Genomic DNA, 23,123 nt, shown 5'->3' with positions numbered 1-23,123 from the left:
TGAATCCGCAATCCCAAATCAACAATCCCTGGTAGGGGCAATTCATGAATTGCCCCTACAAATCACAATCCACTAATCACTAATCCACCAATCACCAATCACGAATTACGAATCACGAATCAACAGGTTCAATATTCACAGGGATCACTTTAAATTCTGGTATGTTGCACACAGGATCCAGTCTTTCTGATGTTAAAGTATTTATTGGGAGTTCAGAGAAGTGGAAGGTGGAAAATATCACTTTTCTTGGAACCACATCAGTTATCTTAACAGGTGCTACTAACTCACCTACCTTTGATTTTAATCTTACTTTGCCCTCTTTCTCAATTCCAATTTCCCTGGCATCGTCGGGATTTATGCACACATATCCTTGAGGAGCCAATTTATCAAGGGCATAGCTCCTTCTGGTCATGGTGCCAGTATGGTAGTGGTATATAACCCTTCCAGTTGTAAGGGTATATTTATAATCTTTAAAATCTTCCTCATATGAAGGCTGAATTGCAGGATCAAATTTTGCCTTTCCACTTTGTGTGTTAAACTTATCTTTGTATAAGAATTTAGTCCCAGGATGGTTTTCAGATGGACATGGCCACTGAATACCACCTTTTTTCAGCCTCTCATATGTAATTCCCCTATACTGGGGCACTACCTTTCGAATCTCATTAAATATATCCTCAGGTGAGGAATAATCAGCACTGATTTGAAAATGTCTCATAAGATCCCTTAAAATCATCCAGTCTGGTCTTGAATTTCCAACTGGTTCTAAAACAGGTCTTACCAATTGAACACGCCTCTCAGTATTTGTATATGTGCCATAACTCTCAAATGATGACGTGGCTGGAAGGATTAGGTCTGCATATTTTGCAGTATCACTTAAAAAGATGTCTTGAACCACCATAAACTCCAGCTTTTCAAAGGAATTTTTTAAACCAGTCAAATTAGCATCGGTCAATACTGGATTTTCTCCCATTATATAAAGGGCCTTGATATTGCCCTTATCTATCTCATGGCTAATGAGAGATGCCCTGGTTCCAGGTTTATCTGGAAGACTTTGGACTCCCCATACCACCTCAAATAACCGTCTAACATTATGGTCCCTAACGCTCATATATCCTGGCAAAACATCTGGAAGTGCTCCCATATCACATGCGCCCTGCACATTATTCTGACCCCTCAAAGGATTTACTCCACTTCTCTCTTTACCTACATTTCCAGTCAAAAGAGCCAAATTTGCAACTGATTTCACCACATCGGTTCCATTTTTATGCTGGGTTATACCCATTGCATATACAAAGGACACATTGGTAACAGATCCAATTAACTCAGCTGCCCTGTTTAGTTGTTCCACACTAATTTCGCATATTGAACTTACTTTATCTGGCGTATATTCACGAATTACCTCTAAATATTTGTCAAAATTTTCAGTTCGATTTTCCACAAACTCTCTATTCCACATCCCTTTTTCATAAAGGATATGGGCTATACCATTTAGCAGGGTAACATCTGTTCCAGGTTTATGTCTAAGCCACAGGAAGGCAAATTTTGTAAGTTCTATTCTTCTTGGATCACATACAATTAGCTTAGCGCCCCTGACATCTACGCTTCTTTTTATCATGGTACCAATTACTGGATGGGCCTCTGTTGTATTTGAGCCTATTACGAAGATTACATCTGCCTTTGTCATGTCATCTATGGAATTAGTCATGGCACCTGCACCAAATGTTGCGGCCAGCCCGGCCACTGTTGAGGAGTGTCAGAGACGGGCGCAGTGGTCTACGTTGTTTGTACCAATTGCAGCCCTTATAAATTTCTGAAAAAGATAATTGTCCTCATTTCTAGATTTTGCAGAAGAAAGTCCCATAATTGCATCTGGACCATATTTTGCTTTTATCTCCATTAATTTTACTCTGATTATATCATATGCCTCATCCCATGATATTGGAACAAATCCATTTGACTGCCGCAAAAGAGGAGTCTTTAATCTGTTTTTATTTGTTACAAAATCATATCCAAACCTTCCTTTTACACACAGGCTACCTTTGTTGACCCCTTTTTCATATTTTTTCTCAACCCCAATAATCTCCTGGTCAGTTGCCCTATAAATAACAGTACAACCAACACCACAATAAGGACATATTGTTTCAACATCCTTTGTTGCCCATTTTGGAACATCATATCTTGCCTTTTCAAATTCTATGGCATTGACAGGACATACTGATAGACATTCTCCACAAGAAATACACTCAGGAGAATAAAATATTGTTTTTTGTTGTGCATTAACAACTGCTGATGCCCCTTTTCCATCATACATAAGTGCACCAACTCTACACACCTCTGTACATGCCTCAATACATCTTCCACATAATATACATCTATTGGGATTGTATTTAAGAACTGGAGATGGATGCTTTGATTTATGATATTCTATTGGTTCAGTTCCATATTCATATATTTCTGCTGGAGTAATCCCATATCTATGGACAAGGGAAAGCAATTCATTGTCCTCATCTATTGAGGAAAAAATTGATATAGGATGATGGGCAATTAATATCTTTAGATTTTCCCTCCTAAGTCTATCTAATCTATCTGTATTTGTATGTATTACCATTCCATCTTTTGCCTTAGTGGTGCAACTGGCAACAGGAATAGTCAGACCTTCTATTTCAACAAGACACATCCTGCAAGTGCCTATAGCCCCAAGCCTCTTTAAATAACATAGAGTTGGAATATATATATCATTTTCCTGACAAACTTCTAAAATTGTTTTACCAGGATTAGTTTCTATTTTAACACCATCTATTGTAAGACTAATCATTGGTATCACCTCCTTTATCAAACCCAACTAAAATCACTTTATAACATCTAAGGCACCTATCTGCATCTGTTATTGCATCCATAGGTGTTATAATTATATTTTCTGGATCCGCCTTTTTCTTAATAATAAGGGGGGTCTCTTCTATTAACATCTTTTTGTTTATTTCTGATTCAAAATAATCCACAAATTGGGATTCTGTAAAAAGGCCAGTATCTTTCAACATATCAGATATCATTTGAGAATCTTTTATCTCAAATTTACCATATCTTAGGTATTGGTCAATGTAGGTTGCAGCCCTCTTTCCTTGTGCTGCAGCTTCAATCAATGTTGCATGGCCCAAGACACAGTCTCCACCAGCAAAAATTCCCTCTTCATCTGTCATGAGGGTATCTTTATCAACGGCTATAGTATTCCGTTTTGTCTTTTTTATTTTTAGGTCTTTCTCATTGTCCAGCCAACTTAGATCAATCTGTTGTCCAATGGCAGGAATGAGCATATCTGTCTCAATTACAAACTCTGAACCCTCAATCACCTCTGGTCTCCTCCTTCCAGATGCGTCTGGCTCACCTAATTTCATCTTTACAAGCTCAACTCCAACTATCTTTCCATCTTCAACAATAATCCTTGTGGGATTTTGGAGAAATTGAAATTTAACTCCTTCTCTTAAGGCAGCTTCATATTCTTCCTGATGTGCAGGCATCTCTTTTTCAGTCCTTCTATAGACCACTAATACTTCTTCTACACCAAGCCTTCTTAATGACCTACAACAATCCATGGCAACATTACCAGCTCCAACAACAATTGCTTTTTTACCCAGCTTAACTGGCTCATTATTATTATATTTCCTTAAAAATTCCAGGGCATCATAATATCCTTCTGGATTTAACTCCTCTCCAGGTATGCCAAGTCTTCTGGTCTTTTTGGCACCAATACTTATAAATACTGCGTCATATTTTTCTTTTAATTCTTTGAGTGTAAAATCCTCACCAAGGGCCTTGTTATAGTATATCTCTGCACCAAGGTCTTTAATTAATCTTACATCCCTGTTTACAACTTCTTTAGGAAGTCTATATTCAGGGATTCCCCACATCATCATCCCACCAATTCGGTCTGTTGCTTCAAAAATGTGTACGTCATATCCATTTTTAAGTAAAAAGTGAGCACTTGTCAGACCTGCAGGACCAGCACCAACTATGGCGACCTTTTTCCCCTTTGGAGGCTCCTTGGATAATGCTTTATAAGGATCTTCTTTTTCCAAATCATATACCCAATCAGATACAAATCTCTTTAAATGTTTTATAGCAATGGGAGAGTCAATTTGTCTTCTCCTGCATGCATGCTCACAAAATGCCACACAGATCCTGCCGCATATAGAAGATAACGGATTCTTTTCCTGAATGGTCAAAAGAGAAAGTGAGTAATATCCCCTTTTTATGTACTCAATATATTGAGGTATATCTATCTGAATTGGACATGCCTCTATACACGGGGCAGTTACTTTCCATCTATAATCTAAGGTGTCTATCTCATTTTTTGTCTTCAAAGAGCTCAAAAATATATCCCTAAAATGAGTCAATGCCTTTCCAAGGGGAATTAGAGACGTATGTCCCAACTCACACATAGAAGCATCATAGGTAAGCTCCACCATTTTTTCCAATATTTTTAAATCATTTTCCCGACCAACACCTTCAACTATACGCATTAAAACATCCATTGCCACCTTGGTGCCTAACCTGCAAGGAGTGCACTTTCCACATGATACATCCCTTTGTATAATCTCAACATATTTTCTCAAAAGGTCAATTAAATCTACTGAATTATCAAACACCAAAAATCCATTCCAGGCAACAAATCCAAGGGTCTTTTTGCCTTTACTTGATAAATCTAAACCATCAAAACCTGGCTCATCTGGAATTTGATCATGGGGTAGGTGGCGATTATCTATCACCCTATCTCCCCATACGCCATAAACTACTTTCATAAATATCCCCCTAGCTTATTTTAGTTTGCACAGGCAACTGATCTGACCTTCAAAAAAACCTTTTTAAAATTTTTAACCATATTTGATTTTAGACTGAAAAAAGATAATAGCGTTAAATATTCAAATGTGTGTTGCATACAACTTTTTAATGTTACTTTCAACTAGATATCATTGCTTTTAAATTTTTCTTGTTAAATTCTACCTTACCCTAAAGCACAATGTTAGCAGAAAGAGAAAAATATTTTTATATCTCTGCTTATAGACAGAAATAAAAAAATCAGATATATCAACTTCATCTAATTCAGATACAAAACGCATAAAACAAGGAGGTTGCTATGGACTATAAAAATGTACTCTTTGAAGTAAAAGAAAATGTGGCTCTGTTAACTATTAATAGACCCAAGGTTTTAAATGCATTAAATCCTGAGACATTGGGTGAAATAGAAGATGTAATAGATAGAATTTATAAAGAAAACCTTGCCAGGGTACTTGTAATCACTGGTGCTGGGGATAAGGCCTTTGTAGCTGGAGCAGACATATCTGAATTTCCAAAGATGAACTCCCTTCAAGCCAGACTTTTTGCCAAAAAGGGACAGGACATCTTCTTTAAAATAGAAAACCTTCCCATCCCAACAATTGCATGTGTAAATGGGTATGCCTTAGGTGGTGGATGTGAGCTTGCCATGAGCTGTGACTTTATCTATGCATCGGAAAAAGCAAGATTTGGCCAGCCTGAGATCAACCTTGGGATAATCCCTGGTTTTGGAGGCACCCAAAGACTTGCAAGATTGGTGGGAAGGGCAAAGGCCAAGGAACTCTGCATGAGGGGAGAACAAATAAGTGCCCAGGAAGCAAAGGAACTGGGATTAGTGGCAAAGGTTTTCAAACCTGAAGAACTAATGGACAAGACAATGGAAGTAGCCAAGGCCTTGGCGAACAAAGCAGCAGTGGCGTTGAGGGCAATTAAAGAAGTAATAAACAGAGGAATTGAGGTAGACCTTGTGACAGGTTGTGCCCTGGAAGTTGAAGCCTTTGCAACCTCATTTGCAAGTGAAGATGCAAAAGAAGGAGCTACTGCATTTTTAGAGAAGAGAAAACCAAATTTTAAGGGGTCATTTACAAGCTAAATAATTCAGGGGACATTTATTCAGTCCCCTGCTCCCTATATTTTTTAAATGCCAATACTAATTTACCATTCATCCGTCACCTTCTGAATTTTCCTATGTAAAAACAATTACGCTGTCCATACGCTGTCCACCAACTCATCATTAAACCTCTATTTGACAAAGAATTTTTTTTTGTTTACTAAAATGGCTATATTATATACTGAATTTTTAAGTTATGTCTGTCATCTGTATATGGTAAAAAGAACACTTAACCCAACTCGCACACTTGTTATTTAAGGAGAATAACTAGTTGAAAAAGGTATCAATTGTCTGGTTCTCAAGGTCAAAAAATACTTATAAAAGGGTTTCTTTTAGTCCGCTCAAAACTTATTTTATAATTTTTCTTCATTTTCTTATATATACAGGTTTTATAATTTTGGGAGGAGTATCTATTTACCAGCAGTTTAAAATTTCTAATTCAAAAAATGAGATTATTTCTCTAAGTAAAAAAATTGATGAACTCACTACAACATTAAAAAAAGAACAACAACGAATTTATGGTCTGGAGCAAGATTTAAAGCATAAAATAAAAAAGATATCTTCTTTAGAGCAAAAGCTATCGAGTGTCCAAAAAGAACTCACAGATATGGAGGAAATGGAAGATAAGATAAAAAAATTCCTGGGGCTTGAAAGTGAGGAGACAAGTTCAGATAAATTTTCCCACCAGGGAGGTTTTGAATACAACAAGTCATCTATTTCAAAAGAACCTTCACTTATAGATGATAAAAATATAGCACATTTTAGAAAAATAAAAAACATCGTATCTTATTCAAAAGACTTAAAAGAAAGCTTTGCCCAACTTGTAGATTATTTGGAAAAGAGACACAAAAAATTAAGGCACATGCCTTCCATTCTCCCCATTAAAGGAGATAAATTTTGGATCTCTTGTGGTTTTGGCTGGCGAACAAATCCCTTTACCCAGCAAAGGGAATTTCACGGCGCCATTGATATTGCGTCAGCTTGGAAGACCCCAATTGTTGCACCAGCAGATGGTGTTGTAATAAAAGTTGGGAAGAACAAGATTCTTGGAAATTACGTGAGAATAAGACATACACCTCATATTGTAACCTTATATGGACATATGTACAAAGCAATTGTAAAAAAAGGCGACAAGGTAAAAAGGTGGGATGTAATCGGTTACATGGGAAATACAGGACATAGCACTGGGACACATGTCCATTACAAAATAGAAGTCGATGGAAAGCCTGTAAATCCCATATATTATATTTATGATAGAAGGTTAAAAAGTCTTGCTTTGAGGTAAAAAATGGCTTTTGGGAAAAAAGACAAAAAGGAAAGTATTGACTCAAGCCCTACCTTAATTGGTGCAAATAGCTCCTTTGAAGGGAACTTTAAAGGCGAAGATAGCATTTGTATTGAAGGGACATTTAAAGGCTTAATTGAATGTAAAGAAGACGTATATATAAACCACAGTGCCCATATTGAAGGCGATATTTCTGGCAAAAATATAGTTGTACACGGCAAAGTCATTGGTAATATAATTGCCAAAGAAACCCTAATTATAGGTGAAAAAGGTAAAGTAGTAGGTGATATCTCTACAAAGGTCTTTTCAGTAGAAAAAGGCGGAATCTTGCATGGTAATTGTAACATGCAGGAACAAATTAAAGACATTGACAAAGATTCCCGTACCAGTAGTTTGTTTGAAAAATTCTCTTTATTAACTGGGAAAAAATCTAATGAAATAAAAGAAAAAATAAACGATTTTGAAAAGAGCATATCAATTTCTGATAATAAATCAAATCCTTTGAATATGTCTGTCAATGATGATGATGACTTAATTGAGGTAAAAGAATCTTTCACTGAGTCCTCCCAATAATCCATCTTATGCATTTAATAGATGTAGTATTGGTAAGCCCTCCATTTAAAAAATATACGTATAAGGTGCCTACTCATCTGGAATCTTGTAACCTATCTCCAGGTATAAGGGTAATAGTACCTGTACAAAATAGATATACCATAGGTATTGTCTTAAACTCCAATCAAAAAAAAGATATGGACTTCAAGGTAAAAGAATTGATTATGCCCATTGATAAAACCCCTCTATTTTTTAAAGAACAACTTGAAATTTTTGAAGATATTTCTACACACCTGTTAGTAGAATTGGGACAAGTTATATCATCAGTAATACCTTCTGAACTAACATCATTAAAATTAAATTTTGTAGACAAAGATGGAAATAGATCCAGTATACCCCATCTTTTAAAAAAAGAACCATGCATCTTTAATGCATTTTTAACAAAATGGATAGATGGAGATGTAAAAATATGTTCTCATACAAAAGAAGACTTAGTTGTTGAGCTTATATGTTCTCCTCCATGGCCAATAAAAAAAAATGCAAAAACCCAATTAAATATCTTGGAATACCTCTATACCCATGGACCACAAAAAAAGTCCCACATCATATTTAAATTTGGAAAATATTCAGGAAATGTTTTAAAATCTTTATTAAAAAAAGGTCTAATTCAATTATCATCAAAAAATCAAGAATGGTCATCAGACTACAAATTTGAATATTGTTCTTCTTATAATCTAACTGAAGAACAAAAACAAGTAATAGATGTTTTAATACCTTATATAGAACAAAACATTTTTAAAACAGTCCTCTTGCATGGGGTAACCGGTTGTGGTAAGACCTTGGTATATTCAAATCTTATAAAAAAATCTTTAGAGTTAAATAAAAATAGTATCCTCCTTGTTCCAGAAGTAGCCCTTGCAGAAAGTACATACCAGGAAATAAGACAATTTTTTTCAGGTGTTAAAATATATTTTTATCATGGATACTTGCCAAAAGGTGAACGGGTAAAAATATTTAAAACACTATCATCTACCAATACTCCCTCCATTATAATTGGAACTCGATCTGCCATATTTTTACCTGTAAAAAATATTGGTACAATTATTATAGATGAAGAACATGATTCTTCGTATAAACAAGATGAAAGACTTAGATATCATGTGAGGGAGATTGCATATCTTTTGGCACAAAAATTTAAAAGCCTCCTTGTTTTTGGCTCTGCAACCCCTGATTTAAAAACATATTATGCTGCAATTAATCAAAAAATAGGTCTTTTGAAGATGGAGAAAAGGGTCAAGGGAAATCCCTTACCAGAGATAAATATTGTAAATCTAAATAAAGAACCACCAAGACATGGTCCATTTAGTGACATAGTTTTTTCAGAGATAAAATCTACACTAGATAAAGGTAATCAAGTAATAATCCTGTTAAACAGGCGAGGCTTTTCTCCTGTTGTATTTTGCACCTCATGCAGAGAGGTTGTGAAATGTCCAAATTGTTCTGTGTCTATGACATATCACAAAAAAATAGAGAGACTAATCTGCCACTATTGTGGAGAAGTTATCCCGTTTCCATGCAATTGTCCTGTATGTGGATCAATGTCATACGTTCCTTTGGATGTTGGGACAGAACAAGTTGAAGAGTTTGTAAAAGAGACATTTGGAAGTAGCCACAAAATATTGCGGCTGGATGCTGATTCATACAGGCGCGAAAAAAAAGACCAAGATATATTAAAATCTTTTTCAAAAGGTAACTATCAAATCCTAGTTGGAACGCAGATGTGCAGTAAAGGACACAATTTCCCTGGTGTAACCCTGGTGGTAGTTGTGGATGGAGATATCGGGCTAAATCTACCTGACTACAGGGCAACAGAGAGGACATTTCAACTTCTAATACAAGTGGCAGGAAGGTCTGGAAGGGGAGACAAACCAGGAAGGGTCTTTATCCAGACCAGAAATCCAAACCACTATTGCTGGGAATATATAAAAAACAGTGATTGTGAAGGATTTCTTCACCATGAACTTAAACTTAGAAGGATGAGAAGATATCCACCTTTTGTCAAATTGGGACTTTTGAGATTTCAGATAACGGAAAATTACCAACAACATTTAACCTTAATGGAAGAAATAACAAATTATATCCATAAAATCAAAACAAATGACCTAACAGTATTAGGACCAGCCCCAGCTCCAATTTTTATCTTAAATAAAAATAAAAGATATCAATGTCTTTTAAAGGCAGATTCATACGCCCCTATCCGAGCATTTGCTGCCAAGATTCTTAAAAAATTTTCAAACTACAAAAAAGGAATCAAAATCCATTTGGATATGGATCCATATCACATGTTATAGTTTATTTTTTGCAGACCCGTCTGATTAGTTTTTGATATTCTTCTGTATATTCAGGAACATCCTTTTCTAAAAAAATACCTCTAGGAATCAGGTCTGGATTCTTCTCTAGCTTCTTAGATCCTATCTGGGCTGTATTGTCCCTGAAATATTTGAGCATATCCACTGGTGAGCCAATCTTATTTTTCCGTCCAAAGTAAGTGGGGCACTGGGACAAAATCTCAACCACAGAAAAACCTTTATGTAATATGGCCTTTTTCAGGTATTCTTTTACTTCTTTAAAATGGAAAGTAGTTGTCCTGGCAACAAAACTAGCGCCAGCAGATAATGCCAATTTTACAGTATCAAAGGCAGGATCTAAATTTGAAAATGGCGCAGTAGTAGCCATTATATTTCTACCTGAAAGGGGAGAAAATTGACCACCAGTCATTCCATATATCCTGTTGTTCATTACTATTGCTGTTAAATTTATATTCCTTCTACATGCATGAATAAAATGGTTTCCCCCAATTGCAAGAGCATCTCCATCACCCATTGGCACAATCACATTTAACGAAGGACGAGCCATCTTAACCCCAGTTGCAAAGGCAAGGGCCCTACCATGGAGGGTGTGTAAGGAGTGAAAATCCACATAACCAGAGATTCTTGAAGAGCAACCTATTCCAGAAACCATAACGATTTCATTTTTAGGTATGCCAAGTTCAGCAACTGCCCTGAGTAAATTATTGAGTACTATACCATGTCCACATCCTGGACACCATAAGTGGGGAAAAAACCTCTTTCTAATGTAATCTTTTACTGAGTAGCTCACTATACACCCCTCCCAAGTATAACTCTTGTAATATTTTTTATATCTGTTGGTGTAATAAATTCCCCATCTACCCTGTTTACAAGATACACCTTCTCTGGATAATCTACACTTTTTTTAACTTCGTGAACAATCTGCCCCATATTAATTTCCACCACAAATACAAAATCTGCATTTTCACATTTTTCCTTAACAAGGTAAGAAGGAAATGGCCACAAGGTCTGAAGTTCCAAAAGCCCCCATTTCTGACCTTTTCTCCTCATTGATCTTATAACGTGAAGAGCTGTCCTTGCAGAGGATCCATAAGATATCAATACAATATCAGCATCTTCTAGAAAATACTCATTGAACCTTGCTATCTCCTGAACATTTGACTCTATCTTATCAACTAAATGATGTAAAAGTCCGTGCACTACTTTGGGATCAGTTGTGGGAAATCCCCACATATCATGAAAGAGCCCAGTCACATTATACCTGTGTTTTCCCCCAAAGTCTGACATAGGTAGACGACCATCTTCCCTTGGCAAATAAGGATGATAATCAACACCTTCAGGTACTGAGGTCCTAAGACGTTCAATAACTGGTATTTCTCCCTGCTCAGGTATAATCACCTTTTCCCTTAGATGGGCAACTACCTCATCAAATAAAAGGATCACTGGTGTCCTATAGATCTCTGAAAAATTAAATGCTTCAACTGTTATTTTAAATAGATCTTGATGATTAGAGGCAGTAAGTACAATTATTGAGTGATCCCCATGTCGTCCCCACCTAGCTTGATACACATCTTGCTGGGATCCCTGGGTTGGCAAACCAGTTGATGGCCCAAACCTTTGAACATCAACTACAACACATGGGATTTCAGCCATTACTGCCAAACCAAGGCCCTCTTGCATTAGAGAAAAACCAGGACCACTTGTTGCTGTCATTGATTTTTTTCCAGTCAAAGATGCCCCAACTATGGCACATATAGAGGCTATTTCATCCTCCATCTGCAAAAAACTTCCTCCACTCATGGGAAGCTTTTTTGCCATGTATTCTAAAATCTCCGATGAAGGAGTTATAGGATAGCCGGCAAAAAATTCAACTCCAGCATAAAGTGCCGCCTCTGCACAAACTTCATTACCCTGAATAAATTTAAGCTGCTGCTTGTTCATCTTCTTTCTCCACTAAAACTTCTATTGCTAAATCTGGACACCTATATTCACACGTCCTACATCCTATGCAATCCTCAGCTCTTACTACCACCACTTTTTCTTCTCTATCTATCTCCAGAACATTTTTGGGACAAAATTCCACACAAATTCCACACCCTTTACACCACTTTCTGTTGATAATATGCTTAACTTTCATACGCTATCCTTAAAGTTTAATCAAAATTACCATGGGAAAAGGCATCATCTCCACCATAATAGATATCATTAAAATGTTCACTAACTGGCAACAAAAAATATTCATTAGACCCAATTTTCTTTAAATAAGTATGACCTACAGTATAAATATATCCTACTACATGGCATGCATTTTCATCTTTAATAATCAGGGCATACAAATCTGGCTTAATATATTCAATCCTGCTCATTAGTTCTTTAAATAAATCAGGATGTTTTATCTTCTTAAAAAATTTACTCAAGGTAATTTTTTCATTTATGTGCTTTTTTAAAAATAAAATAGCAGGTGGATTGTAGACAGGTTCTGCATAGTAGAGATCATAGTGAGCATAATCTCTTTTAAGTGTTGAGATATCTATTTTTATACCAAGGGTATAGGGGGGAACCATTGAAGGAGTTTTAAGGCTGCATCCAATTAATATGATAAAAAGCATAAACATCAAAAGGAGCCGTTTACTCATTTAAAAACTCCCCAAATCAAACAAAATAATTAACTAACACTTACTCAATTGTTTTTTATTTTGCAATAAAAATTTCCACTTTGATGAATTAGATCTCTTTATTATTATCCCTCTAAAAAAAAACCCAGGGTAGGTTCCCCGGGTTTTTTCTCCCTATAATAATAAAAATAATGCTAATTCAACTTATTTACCTGACTAGACAACCTTGAAATCCTTCTTGCAGCATTTTTCCAATGGATTACTCCCTTTGATGCAGCCTTATCTAAAATAGAAGTAGCATTCCTTAATGCTGTCTGGGCCAATTCCCTGTCCTTTGCTTCTATTGCCAACCTGACTTTTTTGATGGCCTTTTTCACTCTGCTTTTCATGGCCCTATTTCTTGCCCTTCTCTTTAGTGATTGCCTATGTCTCTTAAGAGCCTGTTTTGTATTAGCCAAAGCAAGAACCTCCTTTTATTGCCGTTTTTTGCACCTGCAAGCTGCAATGTATATTTTAATTTCTCCACCCTGTCAAGGTTAAAACTTAAACTATCTTGGAACTGAAAAATTATCAACATCACTTGGCCTTTAAGAAATCCCCAATTAACTCATCAAAAAGCTCCTTGACCCTTATTATCTTTGTAGCACGATAAGCATTTTCTCCTGCAAATGCAAAGCCATTATCAAGGTCACCCTTTTGGGCATTGATAAGTGCCAGAGAAATACAATAAGGTGCTTTTTTGGGATTGCATGTCTTTATGCAGTGATAGGAACATTTAACAGGCATTTTCTCACCTTTTTCAACTAATTCTAAGAACCTATTTCTAATTGCCCTGCCAGGTAGCCCAACGGGACTTTTAATAAAAACTATGTCCTGTTTTTTAGCCCTGATATATTCCTCTTTGAATTTTATTGATGCATCGCACTCATCTGTGGTGACAAATCTAGTTGCCATTTGGACTCCAGAAGCTCCATTTTTTATCATATTCGCTATATCTTCGCCACTATATACCCCACCAGCAACTATAACAGGGATTTTTTTACCATATTCTGCCTCATAGGGCGAAATGGCCCCCTTTGTTTGTTTTAAAAGGCCAATTATATCTATTTTACCTTCTTTAAGCTCTTCCAATGAATAACCAAGATGTCCCCCGGCCTTTGGTCCTTCTAGCACAAATGCATCGGGAATATAATTGTATCTTATCCATTTTTTGCATATTATTTTTGCGGCTCTAGGAGAAGAAATAATTGGTACAAGTGCTGTTTTATTTTCTGGATATAACTGTTTTAATTTAGGTAAATTCAAAGGCAGACCAGCTCCTGAAAATATTATATCTGCCCCAGCTTCCAAACTGGCCTTTACTAAGTTTTCATAATCAGTTTGAGCTACCATTAAGTTAACCCCAACAACTCCATCTCTTATTACATCCCTTGCCTTTGAAATTTCTTTTTTTAACATGTTAATGTTGCTTAAATGGGGATTTTTTCTAAAATCCTCTGACAAAAAACCTATTGATGCGCCAGATATAACTCCAATGCCACCACATTTGGTAACAGATGAGGCCAATCCACTTAAGGAAACCCCTACTCCCATTCCTCCCTGAATTATTGGAAATTCAACTTCATGTACACCAATTTTTAATTTTGGAATCTTCACATAAGCCTCCAAAGACTAAACAGTGATTTTGTTGAAAAAACAATTTTGCTTATGAACAGGTTAACTATCAAAGAAAATTTCAAGTTTCAACTCAAAATATAACAGGTTGATACTTTACCATCTTTGCTCTATTTCCAGTTAATTCAAAATTTAAAATCCGTCTAAAATGACATCTAATTGGATTAAAAACAAATCCAGGAGGTGGTTATGGAGAAAATTTTAGGCGAACATGTTTTAGCAAAATACTTAAAGGAACACTTAAAAATTAGTACAGTTTTTGGACATTGTGAATGTACCCTAGGTAAGTCATTTTGACAAACTTGGGGTGCATTCTAACTTACCTCAAATATATTCTCCCCTCGAACTATGAGAACAGGACAGGGGCTTGCTTGCAAGACCCTATGTGCAACGCTTCCCAAAAAAAGGCCTTCTAAATCTGAGCGCCCCCTTGAACCCATTACTATCAGGCCGATGTTTTCTAATTTTGCTACTTCACAAATTTTCTCCCCAGGACGGCCTTCAAAAATCCTCTGATCAAATTCAATTCCCTCTTTGCTTAAGATTTCAGCAAAAGGAGCCAATAATTCCTCAGATTCAGTAATTACTTTGGTCAAGGCCTGTTGATAAAATGGCTCCCCCAAAAGCGAAGGAATTTTTCGTCTACAATGCATCAACAATATCTTTGCATTTGTTAATTTACACAATCTTATGGCGTACTTAATTGCATCCATAGAATATTTTGAGCCGTCTACTGGAACCAATATCCTTTTTATCATAAAAAAACCTCCTAAAATTCAAATAGTTATTAACTGTAAAAATCTATGGGTCCTAGCTCATAAAATGTTACTTTTTTATTTTTTATCAAAAAATCCCTTATTTCAAGGCAGAGATGACATTTGTTTATATAATAATCACTTGTTTCAATAAAACCATACTCTTTCTTAGCAAATTCAAAAAGGCCTTTAACTCCTTTATGATAAAGTAAATTAAGCAAGGGATATTTTGTATCACTTATCTTATCTGTAATATCTTCTATTTTTATACATATTCCAGAACAAAGGCCTGGTATATAATTCCCATACAAATCCACATGAAAATGGGACGTATTCAAAAGTTGTTGTTGACAATTTGGTTCTAAAAAAACCTCTTTTATACTTTTTCCCTTATAGATACGCTTAAGAAATTTAATAGCCCTACCTCCAGGATGTATCCAATATCTTTCTACAACCTCTTTTAGATATCCTTTTCCCAATATCTTTATAAATTCATCTAGCTTATGGGTCTTATTTATATCCAGCTTTAAAATGTCAGGAATAAAAGACTCTATCCAGGGAAATACATGTACCCCAACTTCTCTTGCAGCCTCAATAACTCCTAACACCTTGTAAAATGGAATATGCTCAATATGAAATGGGGATATGGACACCAAAATTGATCCAAGTCCTACATGTTTTAATTGAGATAACCAATCTTTTGCTTTGTCCTTTGATTTAAACCAGGAGCTGTTTGTTTCCACATACTCAAGGCAAAGAGTTGAGTTGGATATGGTATACACAACCTCCTTTAAAGCTTCAAAGTTAAGAAAAGGTTCTCCTCCCCCAATATGTAGGGTTGCCCTTCCTTTTGAGGCTATAATTTTAAGAAAATATTTTAGATCATCAGGGTGTATATAATTTTTGTCCAGGAAGGGAGAACACCTGTAGAGACAGTGGAGACATTTAGATGTACAAAAATAATTAGTTATTACCCCTCCAGATATAAGGTGTGGTATTTTAAATGAATTAGCCATATATTAAAAAGTTAAGGGAATACAAACTTGGTGTATTCCCTTATGAAAAAAAGACTAAATAAGACCTGAATCTTTCAATACTTTTTCAAGTTTTTCTCTATTTTCAGGTTTCATCTCACATAAAGGCAAACGGAGCTCCAATTTCATCCTACCCATTAGATGCAGTGAGGTTTTTACTGGTATTGGGTTGGTTTCAAAAAACATGGCTCTGCAAAGGGGAGCAAGTTCATAGTGAAGTTTTTTGGCATCCTCAATATTACCATCAAAAAACGCATTGCACATACCGGCCACTTTATCAGGCACTATATTACTTACAACCGATATTACACCTCTGCCGCCTATTGCAAGCATTGGAAAAGTAATAAAGTCATCACCAGAAAGTACTAAAAAATCCTCACCACAGAGCTCTAAAATATCAGAAGCCTGCCTTATATTTCCACTTGCTTCCTTAATCCCAATAACTTCAGGAACATTTTTCTTTATCTCATATAAAGTTTGAGGCAAAAGGTTTGTGCCTGTCCTGCCAGGGACATTATACACAACAATTGGCATAGGAGCTGCTTTTGCAATTTCTTTATAGTGTAGTATTAGTCCATTAGGAGTTGGTTTATTATAATATGGGGTTATTACAAGGGCTGCATCAGCACCAACTTCTTTGGCAAAGGTTGTTAGTTCAATTGCCTCTTTAGTATTATTTGATCCTGTTCCAGCAATTACAGGGACACGACCATTTACCTGCTCAACACATATCTTTATTACCCTTTTATGCTCATCATGGGACATTGTAGCAGATTCTCCAGTAGTCCCACAGGGGACAAGTCCATGAATACCTTTTTCTATCTGCCATTCTATATGTTCCCTGTACTTCTCCTCATCTATTTGTCCATTTTTAAATGGCGTTACTAAAGCGGTAAAAGCTCCTTTTAAAAAATCCATAACTATCCCTCCTGATTTTAAGGTTCTAAGTTTTAAGTTCTACGTTCTATGTTTATGGGTTTATTGGGTTTGTGGGCTTATTGGGTTTGTTGAGTCTGTTGGGTTTGTTGAGTTTATTGAGTTTAACCCATCAACCCTTTAACCCATAACCCCCTCAACCCATTAACTCATTTACCCGTCAACCCATTTACCCATTTACCCATTAACTCTCAACCCCCTAATCCTACAACGCTATAACTCCATTCTTAATTCAGTGAACAGTGACCAAAAAGAGGACTGAACCAATAACCACTACACCAATACACCACTCCACCAATACACTAATATACCAATAACCAATACACCAATACACCAATTTAAACATTCTTCTCTTTCTTTATCTTTATACTATAGGTCTTAAAATGGTGATCCACCAAGCATGAAGTTTTTACTGTATTCTCAAGAAGTTGAGTAGATATAATATCTATCCAATGGAGTTTACCCTTATCATCTGAAAATGAAATCCTCTTTCCATTTTCAAATCTACCCTTGTGAAACCAAATATCAGGAGGAAGTAGCCATGTCCTTCCAAACCTTTCCTCAAATTTTACAAATTCAACAAAATCCCTTGGGAACAATAAATATAGAGCCAAATCTTCATCAATTGCATGGCACTTTATCTCTTCTTCAAGCTCTTTTTTTCTTTTTTGAATATCTTCTTTCTTCACTAACTCTCTTTTTACAGAAGTTCCTGTACTTATTTCTTTTTTAAATACTTTTTCATAGATCCATTCAGGTGGATCATAAAAAGGGAATGGACCATAGCCACCGAGTAAAAGTCTCTTTAAATCATCAGATGGTTGTTCATATCTTCCATACAAAATATTGCTAACAGCTGTGGACCAGAGGATTTGACTTCCTGGAGTTATTGGCCAAATATCTCCAAGTTCAAGTATAACCATAGATAATTCTTTAAATACCTCATTTATTCTAGACAAAAGTCCTAATTCTTCTGCCTGCTCATACGCCATTGACACAGCACCACCAGTAAGTCTATGTGCATGTACAAGGGGATCTATCCCCCTAAAAGGACTTTCAAACTCTGCATAATACCTTCTTTCAAATCGAATAATCTCTGAGGTCTCAACTATAGCATCAACATTTAATCCCTTTGGCTTTATATCGTATTCCTCCAACAACTGGATAAGAGAGAGGGCTGGGGCCTGAGAATACCAGGCTCCATATCCATGGTCACACACCTCCACTATTTTGACTCCTGCTTTAATTGCTGCCACCATCCTTGCAAGGTCATTTCCATCTGTATTATGACCATGATATGCAACTACAATTTCAGGAAATTCTGATCTTATTGCCCCAATTAAGTCAGCTATCCTCTCAGGAGGACCTACTGCAGAAGAATTTTTTATACTTAAAATTATATCTTCTCCAAACAGATCCACAATTTCTTGAACCTTTGATAAATAAAATTTATTGGTGTGATCTGCACCAATACCAAAACATAGGGAAGGCATAAAAACCTTTCCAGCCTTTAACACTTCTTCTCCTATAACTTTCATATTGGGGATATGGTTCATAAAGTCATATACCCTAAACACATCCACATATTTTGCAAACTGGGATATCACCTTTCTGATAACATTTTCAGAATATGGACGATAACCAAAGAGATTATTGCTCCTTACGCCAGCTTGAATAAGTGTATTTGGCATTGACTTTCTGACAAGTCTTAACTTCTCAAAAGGATTTATCTGTTTTTTCATGAGATCCACGTGAACCGAGGCCCCACCTGTCACTTCAAAGGCAAAATAACCCACCATATCCCTAGTTGCAGCTGCCCGAAGCGTAGTCCAAGGCATGATACGCCCCTTAAAATCTGATTGCGACACATCTCTCTCATTATTTGTGAGGAGATATCCATCAAAGTTTTTTACATATTCTATTATTTCCCTATTTGTCATTTCTCTTAACATAAATTTTCTCCCCATCACACTAAATTCTATTCCAATTTACAATTTCCGATTTACAAATCACTAATCACCAATCACAAATCACGATTTCCGAATCACCAATCACTAATCACGAATCACGAATTACGAATTACTGAATTACTAATCACAAAAAACAGTGAACACTCACGTAGGGCAATTCATGAATTGCCCGTACAATTGGGCAAACATGGAATTTGCGCCCACAATCGGGCAAATATGGAATTTGCGCCTACGTGTCGGGTATGGAATCCATGCGAATATTGGGCGGATATGGAATCCGCCCCTACGCCCCTTTTCCTGTTCACCAATCACAATTTCCGATTTACAAATCACGAATCACGAATCACGAAATATACGGATTAAATCCATAGGCATTTAACTCAGCAATAAACCTCGCTAATTTATCCATTTCATCTCCCTGTTCTCTATAATTTAATAGTTCAGGATGGTTATCAATGTATGTGGTATCAAAATTTCTGCTCCTAAAATCAGGTTCTTCAATAATTGCCTTATAATAAGGTATAGTGGTCTTCACTCCAACGATATTAAATCCATCAAGCGCCCTTCTTAATCTGTCCACGGCTTCTTCCCATGTAAAACCATACACTGTTAATTTCACTATGAGAGAATCATAAAACTGAGAAATTTCATACCCCTGATAAACAGCTCCATCCAACCTGACTCCGTGACCTCCTGGTGATTGATAGGCCTCTATTAGTCCTGGATTGGGCATAAATCCCTGTTTAGGATCTTCGGCATTGATCCTCAGTTCAATGGCACAGCCTCTCACATTAACATCTTCCTGTTTTATGGATAATTGTTCTCCAGAGGCTACTTTGAGTTGTTCCCTCACAATATCAATTCCAGTTACCATTTCAGAAACTGTGTGTTCTACCTGAATCCTGGTGTTTACCTCTAAGAAATAGTAATTATTATCCACATCCACTAAAAATTCAACTGTGCCTGCACTCTTGTATCCTGCCAATTTAGCAGCTCTAACTGCTGCTTCACAAATCTCTTTATCTACTTCATCTGGCAAAAAAGACGGAGCTATTTCTATTAGTTTTTGATGCCTTCTTTGAATTGAACAATTCCTTGATCCTAGGTGAATTACATTTCCAAAATTGTCTGCTAGTATTTGTACTTCAACATGACGAGGCTTAACTATTCCCTTCTCAAGATAAATATCTTCGTTTCCAAAGGAAATTTTTGCCTCTGATCTAGCAAGCTTAAGCCCTGATATTAATTGTTCTTCTGTATTCACTACCCTAATACCTTTGCCACCACCTCCTGACACTGCCTTTATCATTATTGGAAAGCCATATTTTTTAGCAAAATCAAGAGCAAATTTCTCTCCTTCTTCTCCTTCAGGCAAAGTCTTAGTTCCAGGAATCAGTGGTATCCCAACACTTTCCATAATCTCCCTTGCAATTACCTTGCTGCCCATTTTGCAGATTATATCAGATGGCGGACCCACAAAAACAAGGCCCGCTTCCCTGCATTTTTGAGGAAAATCAGGATTTTCCGATAAAAATCCATATCCTGGATGAATGGCATCAGCCCCAACCTCTTTTGCTGCATGGATGATTTTTTCAATATTTAAATAATCTTTCCTCGGCCCAGGTCCTATACAAACCGCCTCATCTGACCTCATCACATGAAGGGAAAATCTGTCGGTTTCTTCATAAATAGCTACTGTTTTTATACCGAGTTCTTGGGCTGACCTCATAATTCTTATGGCAATCTCTCCTCTATTTGCAACAAGCAACTTCTTTATCATACTATCTATTCCCCCTTCTGAATTACGATGTAGTGTATTGGTGTATTAGTGTATTGGTATAGTGGTGTATTAGTATATTTGTAATTGGTGTATTAGTGTATTGGTGTATTGGTATAATTGTATATTAGTAATTGGTATATTGGTAATTGGTATATTAGTATTTTGGTATAGCTTTTGACATACATCAAAAAAGTCTATTAACCACTACACCACCATACCACTATACCAATACACCACTATACTACTATACCAATACACCAATTAACATATCTTAAGCAGCTCCACAATATCTTTTCTATCTATCTCTTCTAACAACACATCTACATGTTCTCGCCTTGAAGTATCAATCTTTTTCCCGCAATAATCAGGATGTATTGGCAATTCTCTATGTCCTCTATCAACTAGTGTAAGTAGCTCAACCTTAGCGGGCCTCCCAAAATCTAAAATTGCATCAAGGGCAGCTCTCACTGTCCTTCCTGTATAAATTACATCGTCTATAAGTAAGATATTTTTGTCGTTTATATCAAATTGAATCTCTGTTTTGTTTATTATGGGATGCTTATCCAAAGAAGTCCAATCGTCCCTATAAAAATTAATATCCAGCTTACCCAGAGGAATTTCAGTTTTTGAATTTTCCTGCAATATGTCCTTAATCCTCTGGGCCAGATACACCCCCCTTCTATATATACCAATGAGGACGAGATTTTCGCATTCTCCATGTCTTTCCAGGACCTCAAAGGCAAGTCTCTGGATTACTCTTTTTATTTGATTTTTGTCTAAAATTACCATTCTATATCCCATTTTTATAAACCCCTAAAAAAGATTAAAAAATATTTAATAATGACATTTATGGAATGGTCTTAAGTAAGGAAAAAATCATTATTGATTTTAAAGATAATGTCAACTATAGTTTAAAGAAGGGCTTATATAAAACTATTTTTTGAATTAACGATATTTTAAAAAGAGGAGATAATTCAATGGCAAAAATAATGGTAACAGGGGGTGCTGGTTATATAGGATCTCATGTAGTTAAACTCCTTGGTGAATATGGACACAAGTTAATTGTATATGATGACCTGTCCAATGGGAATAAGTGGGCTGTATTATACGGAGAATTAATAAAGGGAGATGTAGGAGATGAAGAATTATTAAACAAAATTTTTAAACAATTTAAACCAGACATAGTTATGCATTTTGCTGCTTTTATTCAGGTCAATGAGTCAGTTAAAAAGCCAATAAAATATTATCAGAACAACACATCAAATACCCTTACCTTAATTAAGGCCATGATAAACAATAATATAAATAAATTTATATTTTCCTCAACTGCAGCTGTATATGGGATTCCATCTAAAATTCCAGTAACAGAAGATCACCCTCTAAAACCTATTAATCCTTATGGACAATCCAAAACCTTTGTTGAAAAAATTTTAAAGGATACATCTTATTCGTCAAACTTTAACTACGTATCTCTCAGGTATTTTAATGTGGCTGGCGCTGATCCAGATTGTAAAATAGGCCAGGCATACAGGGAATCTACCCATTTGATCACAAGGGCACTTAAAACAGCTAAAGGAGAATATGAAAAGCTACAGATTTTTGGGACTGATTATCCCACAAAAGACGGCACTTGTGTAAGAGATTATATTCATGTTGTAGACCTTGCAGAAGCACACATACTGGCAATGGATTACCTACTAAATCAAAATGTTAGTGATGTGTTTAATTGTGGTTATGGCCATGGTTTCACAGTAAGAGAAGTAGTAAATACAGTTAAAAAAGTTACGCAAATAGATTTTTTAGTAGAGGAGACTGATAGAAGAGAAGGAGACCCTCCTGAGCTAGTAGCAGACAGTTCAAAAATAAAAAATGTGCTCAAGTGGAGACCCAAATATGATAATCTGGAGTTCATCATAAAAACTGCATGGGAATGGGAGAAAAAATATACTACAAAAATAAAACCTAATTCATAATTCGTGATTTGTGATTCGTGATTCGTAATTCGTGATTGGGGAAGGAGAGTTATTTAGAGGAAAACATTTTCTTTACTAATCACTGTTCACGAATCACTAATCACTGTTCTTTGTTTTTTCTTTAATTTAAAAGTACAAATCTCCATTTTTAGAATGTAATGATCTTAAAGTACCCAAAAAAAATTTTTCCGCAACACACTGTTTTTGATAAAACAACAAGCCAAAATTATGTATTATTT

19 protein-coding genes are annotated in these 23,123 nt (G+C 36.0%); 5 read left to right on the top strand and 14 right to left on the bottom strand.

Translation table 11 applies throughout. The features are described 5' to 3' along the window. Positions 1–112: 112 nt before the first annotated feature. The gene (fdhF, locus tag ACY2V1_RS00095; RefSeq protein ID WP_461832754.1) at positions 113–2,815 is read right to left on the bottom strand and encodes a formate dehydrogenase subunit alpha; all 2,703 of its coding nucleotides are present in this window, start codon (positions 2,813–2,815) and stop codon (positions 113–115) included. Next, entirely contained in the window at positions 2,808–4,796 is a 1,989-nt protein-coding gene (locus ACY2V1_RS00090) for an FAD-dependent oxidoreductase (RefSeq protein ID WP_461832753.1), read from the bottom strand. Before ACY2V1_RS00090 ends, fdhF begins: the two co-directional genes overlap by 8 nt. Before the next feature lie 335 nt (positions 4,797–5,131). On the opposite strand from ACY2V1_RS00090, the gene ACY2V1_RS00085 reads away from it, so the two are divergent. The 4 genes from ACY2V1_RS00085 to priA all read left to right on the top strand — a co-directional run bounded on the left by ACY2V1_RS00085 (position 5,132) and on the right by priA (position 10,129). Beyond that, positions 5,132–5,923, top strand: a complete 792-nt coding sequence (locus tag ACY2V1_RS00085; protein ID WP_461832752.1) for an enoyl-CoA hydratase-related protein — start codon at positions 5,132–5,134, stop codon at positions 5,921–5,923. A gap of 289 nt (positions 5,924–6,212) precedes the next feature. Further along, the gene (locus tag ACY2V1_RS00080; protein ID WP_461832751.1) at positions 6,213–7,226 is read left to right on the top strand and encodes a peptidoglycan DD-metalloendopeptidase family protein; all 1,014 of its coding nucleotides are present in this window, start codon (positions 6,213–6,215) and stop codon (positions 7,224–7,226) included. A 3-nt stretch (positions 7,227–7,229) separates the two neighbouring features. After that, positions 7,230–7,799 (top strand): bactofilin family protein, encoded by a 570-nt coding sequence (locus ACY2V1_RS00075; protein WP_461832750.1) that lies wholly within the window; start codon positions 7,230–7,232, stop codon positions 7,797–7,799. 8 nt (positions 7,800–7,807) lie between these two features. Then, the gene (gene priA, locus ACY2V1_RS00070; RefSeq protein WP_461832749.1) at positions 7,808–10,129 is read left to right on the top strand and encodes a replication restart helicase PriA; all 2,322 of its coding nucleotides are present in this window, start codon (positions 7,808–7,810) and stop codon (positions 10,127–10,129) included. A gap of 1 nt (position 10,130) precedes the next feature. Here the strand turns inward: priA and ACY2V1_RS00065 are convergent, their stop codons facing one another. From ACY2V1_RS00065 to pyrR, 12 genes are all read right to left on the bottom strand, one after another. Further along, complete coding sequence (locus ACY2V1_RS00065) at positions 10,131–10,937, bottom strand: 2-oxoacid:ferredoxin oxidoreductase subunit beta (protein ID WP_461832748.1); 807 nt, start codon at positions 10,935–10,937, stop codon at positions 10,131–10,133. After that, positions 10,937–12,088 (bottom strand): 2-oxoacid:acceptor oxidoreductase subunit alpha, encoded by a 1,152-nt coding sequence (locus ACY2V1_RS00060; RefSeq protein WP_461832747.1) that lies wholly within the window; start codon positions 12,086–12,088, stop codon positions 10,937–10,939. The genes ACY2V1_RS00065 and ACY2V1_RS00060 overlap by 1 nt, the downstream gene beginning before the upstream one ends. Further along, positions 12,069–12,284, bottom strand: coding sequence for a 4Fe-4S dicluster domain-containing protein (locus ACY2V1_RS00055; protein WP_461832746.1), 216 nt, complete (start codon positions 12,282–12,284; stop codon positions 12,069–12,071). The genes ACY2V1_RS00060 and ACY2V1_RS00055 overlap by 20 nt, the downstream gene beginning before the upstream one ends. 16 nt (positions 12,285–12,300) lie before the next feature. After that, the gene (locus ACY2V1_RS00050; RefSeq protein ID WP_461832745.1) at positions 12,301–12,783 is read right to left on the bottom strand and encodes a hypothetical protein; all 483 of its coding nucleotides are present in this window, start codon (positions 12,781–12,783) and stop codon (positions 12,301–12,303) included. A gap of 173 nt (positions 12,784–12,956) precedes the next feature. Next, positions 12,957–13,220, bottom strand: coding sequence for a 30S ribosomal protein S20 (gene rpsT / locus ACY2V1_RS00045; RefSeq protein WP_461832744.1), 264 nt, complete (start codon positions 13,218–13,220; stop codon positions 12,957–12,959). 118 nt (positions 13,221–13,338) lie between these two features. Beyond that, positions 13,339–14,418, bottom strand: a complete 1,080-nt coding sequence (locus ACY2V1_RS00040) for an NAD(P)H-dependent flavin oxidoreductase (protein ID WP_461832743.1) — start codon at positions 14,416–14,418, stop codon at positions 13,339–13,341. Between the two features lie 332 nt (positions 14,419–14,750). Next, positions 14,751–15,194: a universal stress protein gene (locus ACY2V1_RS00035; RefSeq protein WP_461832742.1), complete on the bottom strand. Its 444-nt coding sequence runs from the start codon at positions 15,192–15,194 to the stop codon at positions 14,751–14,753. 29 nt (positions 15,195–15,223) lie between these two features. Next, positions 15,224–16,207 carry a radical SAM family protein gene (locus tag ACY2V1_RS00030; RefSeq protein ID WP_461832741.1) on the bottom strand — a complete coding sequence of 328 codons (984 nt, stop codon included), beginning with the start codon at positions 16,205–16,207 and terminating at the stop codon, positions 15,224–15,226. 54 nt (positions 16,208–16,261) lie between these two features. After that, a complete protein-coding gene (gene dapA, locus ACY2V1_RS00025; protein ID WP_461832740.1) occupies positions 16,262–17,143 on the bottom strand; it encodes a 4-hydroxy-tetrahydrodipicolinate synthase in 882 nt (293 codons plus the stop codon). A 356-nt stretch (positions 17,144–17,499) separates the two neighbouring features. After that, on the bottom strand, positions 17,500–19,113 hold the full coding sequence (locus tag ACY2V1_RS00020) for a hydroxymethylglutaryl-CoA lyase-like TIM-barrel protein (protein WP_461832739.1): 1,614 nt from the start codon (positions 19,111–19,113) through the stop codon (positions 17,500–17,502). Positions 19,114–19,474: 361 nt separating this feature from the next. Next, entirely contained in the window at positions 19,475–20,911 is a 1,437-nt protein-coding gene (locus ACY2V1_RS00015) for an acetyl-CoA carboxylase biotin carboxylase subunit (protein WP_461832738.1), read from the bottom strand. A gap of 261 nt (positions 20,912–21,172) precedes the next feature. Further along, the gene (gene pyrR / locus ACY2V1_RS00010) at positions 21,173–21,712 is read right to left on the bottom strand and encodes a bifunctional pyr operon transcriptional regulator/uracil phosphoribosyltransferase PyrR (RefSeq protein ID WP_461832737.1); all 540 of its coding nucleotides are present in this window, start codon (positions 21,710–21,712) and stop codon (positions 21,173–21,175) included. A gap of 176 nt (positions 21,713–21,888) precedes the next feature. Here pyrR and galE point away from each other — a divergent pair, with 176 nt between their 5' ends. Further along, the gene (galE, locus tag ACY2V1_RS00005) at positions 21,889–22,884 is read left to right on the top strand and encodes a UDP-glucose 4-epimerase GalE (protein ID WP_461832736.1); all 996 of its coding nucleotides are present in this window, start codon (positions 21,889–21,891) and stop codon (positions 22,882–22,884) included. Positions 22,885–23,123: the final 239 nt, after the last annotated feature.

The organism is Desulfothermus sp. (genome assembly GCF_053993635.1).
The sequence above is the reverse complement of the archived record's forward strand: the minus strand, read 5'-3'. Positions and strand labels throughout refer to the sequence as shown.

Excerpts from the sequence above, each read along its gene's own strand:
- ACY2V1_RS00060 (WP_461832747.1), bottom strand. The coding sequence starts at position 12,088 with ATGAACAAGCAGCAGCTTAAATTTATTCAGGGTAATGAAGTTTGTGCA.
- ACY2V1_RS00050 (WP_461832745.1), bottom strand. The coding sequence starts at position 12,783 with ATGAGTAAACGGCTCCTTTTGATGTTTATGCTTTTTATCATATTAATT.
- galE (WP_461832736.1), top strand. The coding sequence starts at position 21,889 with ATGGCAAAAATAATGGTAACAGGGGGTGCTGGTTATATAGGATCTCAT.
- ACY2V1_RS00055 (WP_461832746.1), bottom strand. The coding sequence starts at position 12,284 with ATGAAAGTTAAGCATATTATCAACAGAAAGTGGTGTAAAGGGTGTGGA.
- ACY2V1_RS00090 (WP_461832753.1), bottom strand. The coding sequence starts at position 4,796 with ATGAAAGTAGTTTATGGCGTATGGGGAGATAGGGTGATAGATAATCGC.
- ACY2V1_RS00085 (WP_461832752.1), top strand. The coding sequence starts at position 5,132 with ATGGACTATAAAAATGTACTCTTTGAAGTAAAAGAAAATGTGGCTCTG.
- ACY2V1_RS00035 (WP_461832742.1), bottom strand. The coding sequence starts at position 15,194 with ATGATAAAAAGGATATTGGTTCCAGTAGACGGCTCAAAATATTCTATG.
- priA (WP_461832749.1), top strand. The coding sequence starts at position 7,808 with ATGCATTTAATAGATGTAGTATTGGTAAGCCCTCCATTTAAAAAATAT.
- pyrR (WP_461832737.1), bottom strand. The coding sequence starts at position 21,712 with ATGGGATATAGAATGGTAATTTTAGACAAAAATCAAATAAAAAGAGTA.
- ACY2V1_RS00075 (WP_461832750.1), top strand. The coding sequence starts at position 7,230 with ATGGCTTTTGGGAAAAAAGACAAAAAGGAAAGTATTGACTCAAGCCCT.
- ACY2V1_RS00030 (WP_461832741.1), bottom strand. The coding sequence starts at position 16,207 with ATGGCTAATTCATTTAAAATACCACACCTTATATCTGGAGGGGTAATA.
- dapA (WP_461832740.1), bottom strand. The coding sequence starts at position 17,143 with ATGGATTTTTTAAAAGGAGCTTTTACCGCTTTAGTAACGCCATTTAAA.
- ACY2V1_RS00015 (WP_461832738.1), bottom strand. The coding sequence starts at position 20,911 with ATGATAAAGAAGTTGCTTGTTGCAAATAGAGGAGAGATTGCCATAAGA.
- ACY2V1_RS00020 (WP_461832739.1), bottom strand. The coding sequence starts at position 19,113 with ATGTTAAGAGAAATGACAAATAGGGAAATAATAGAATATGTAAAAAAC.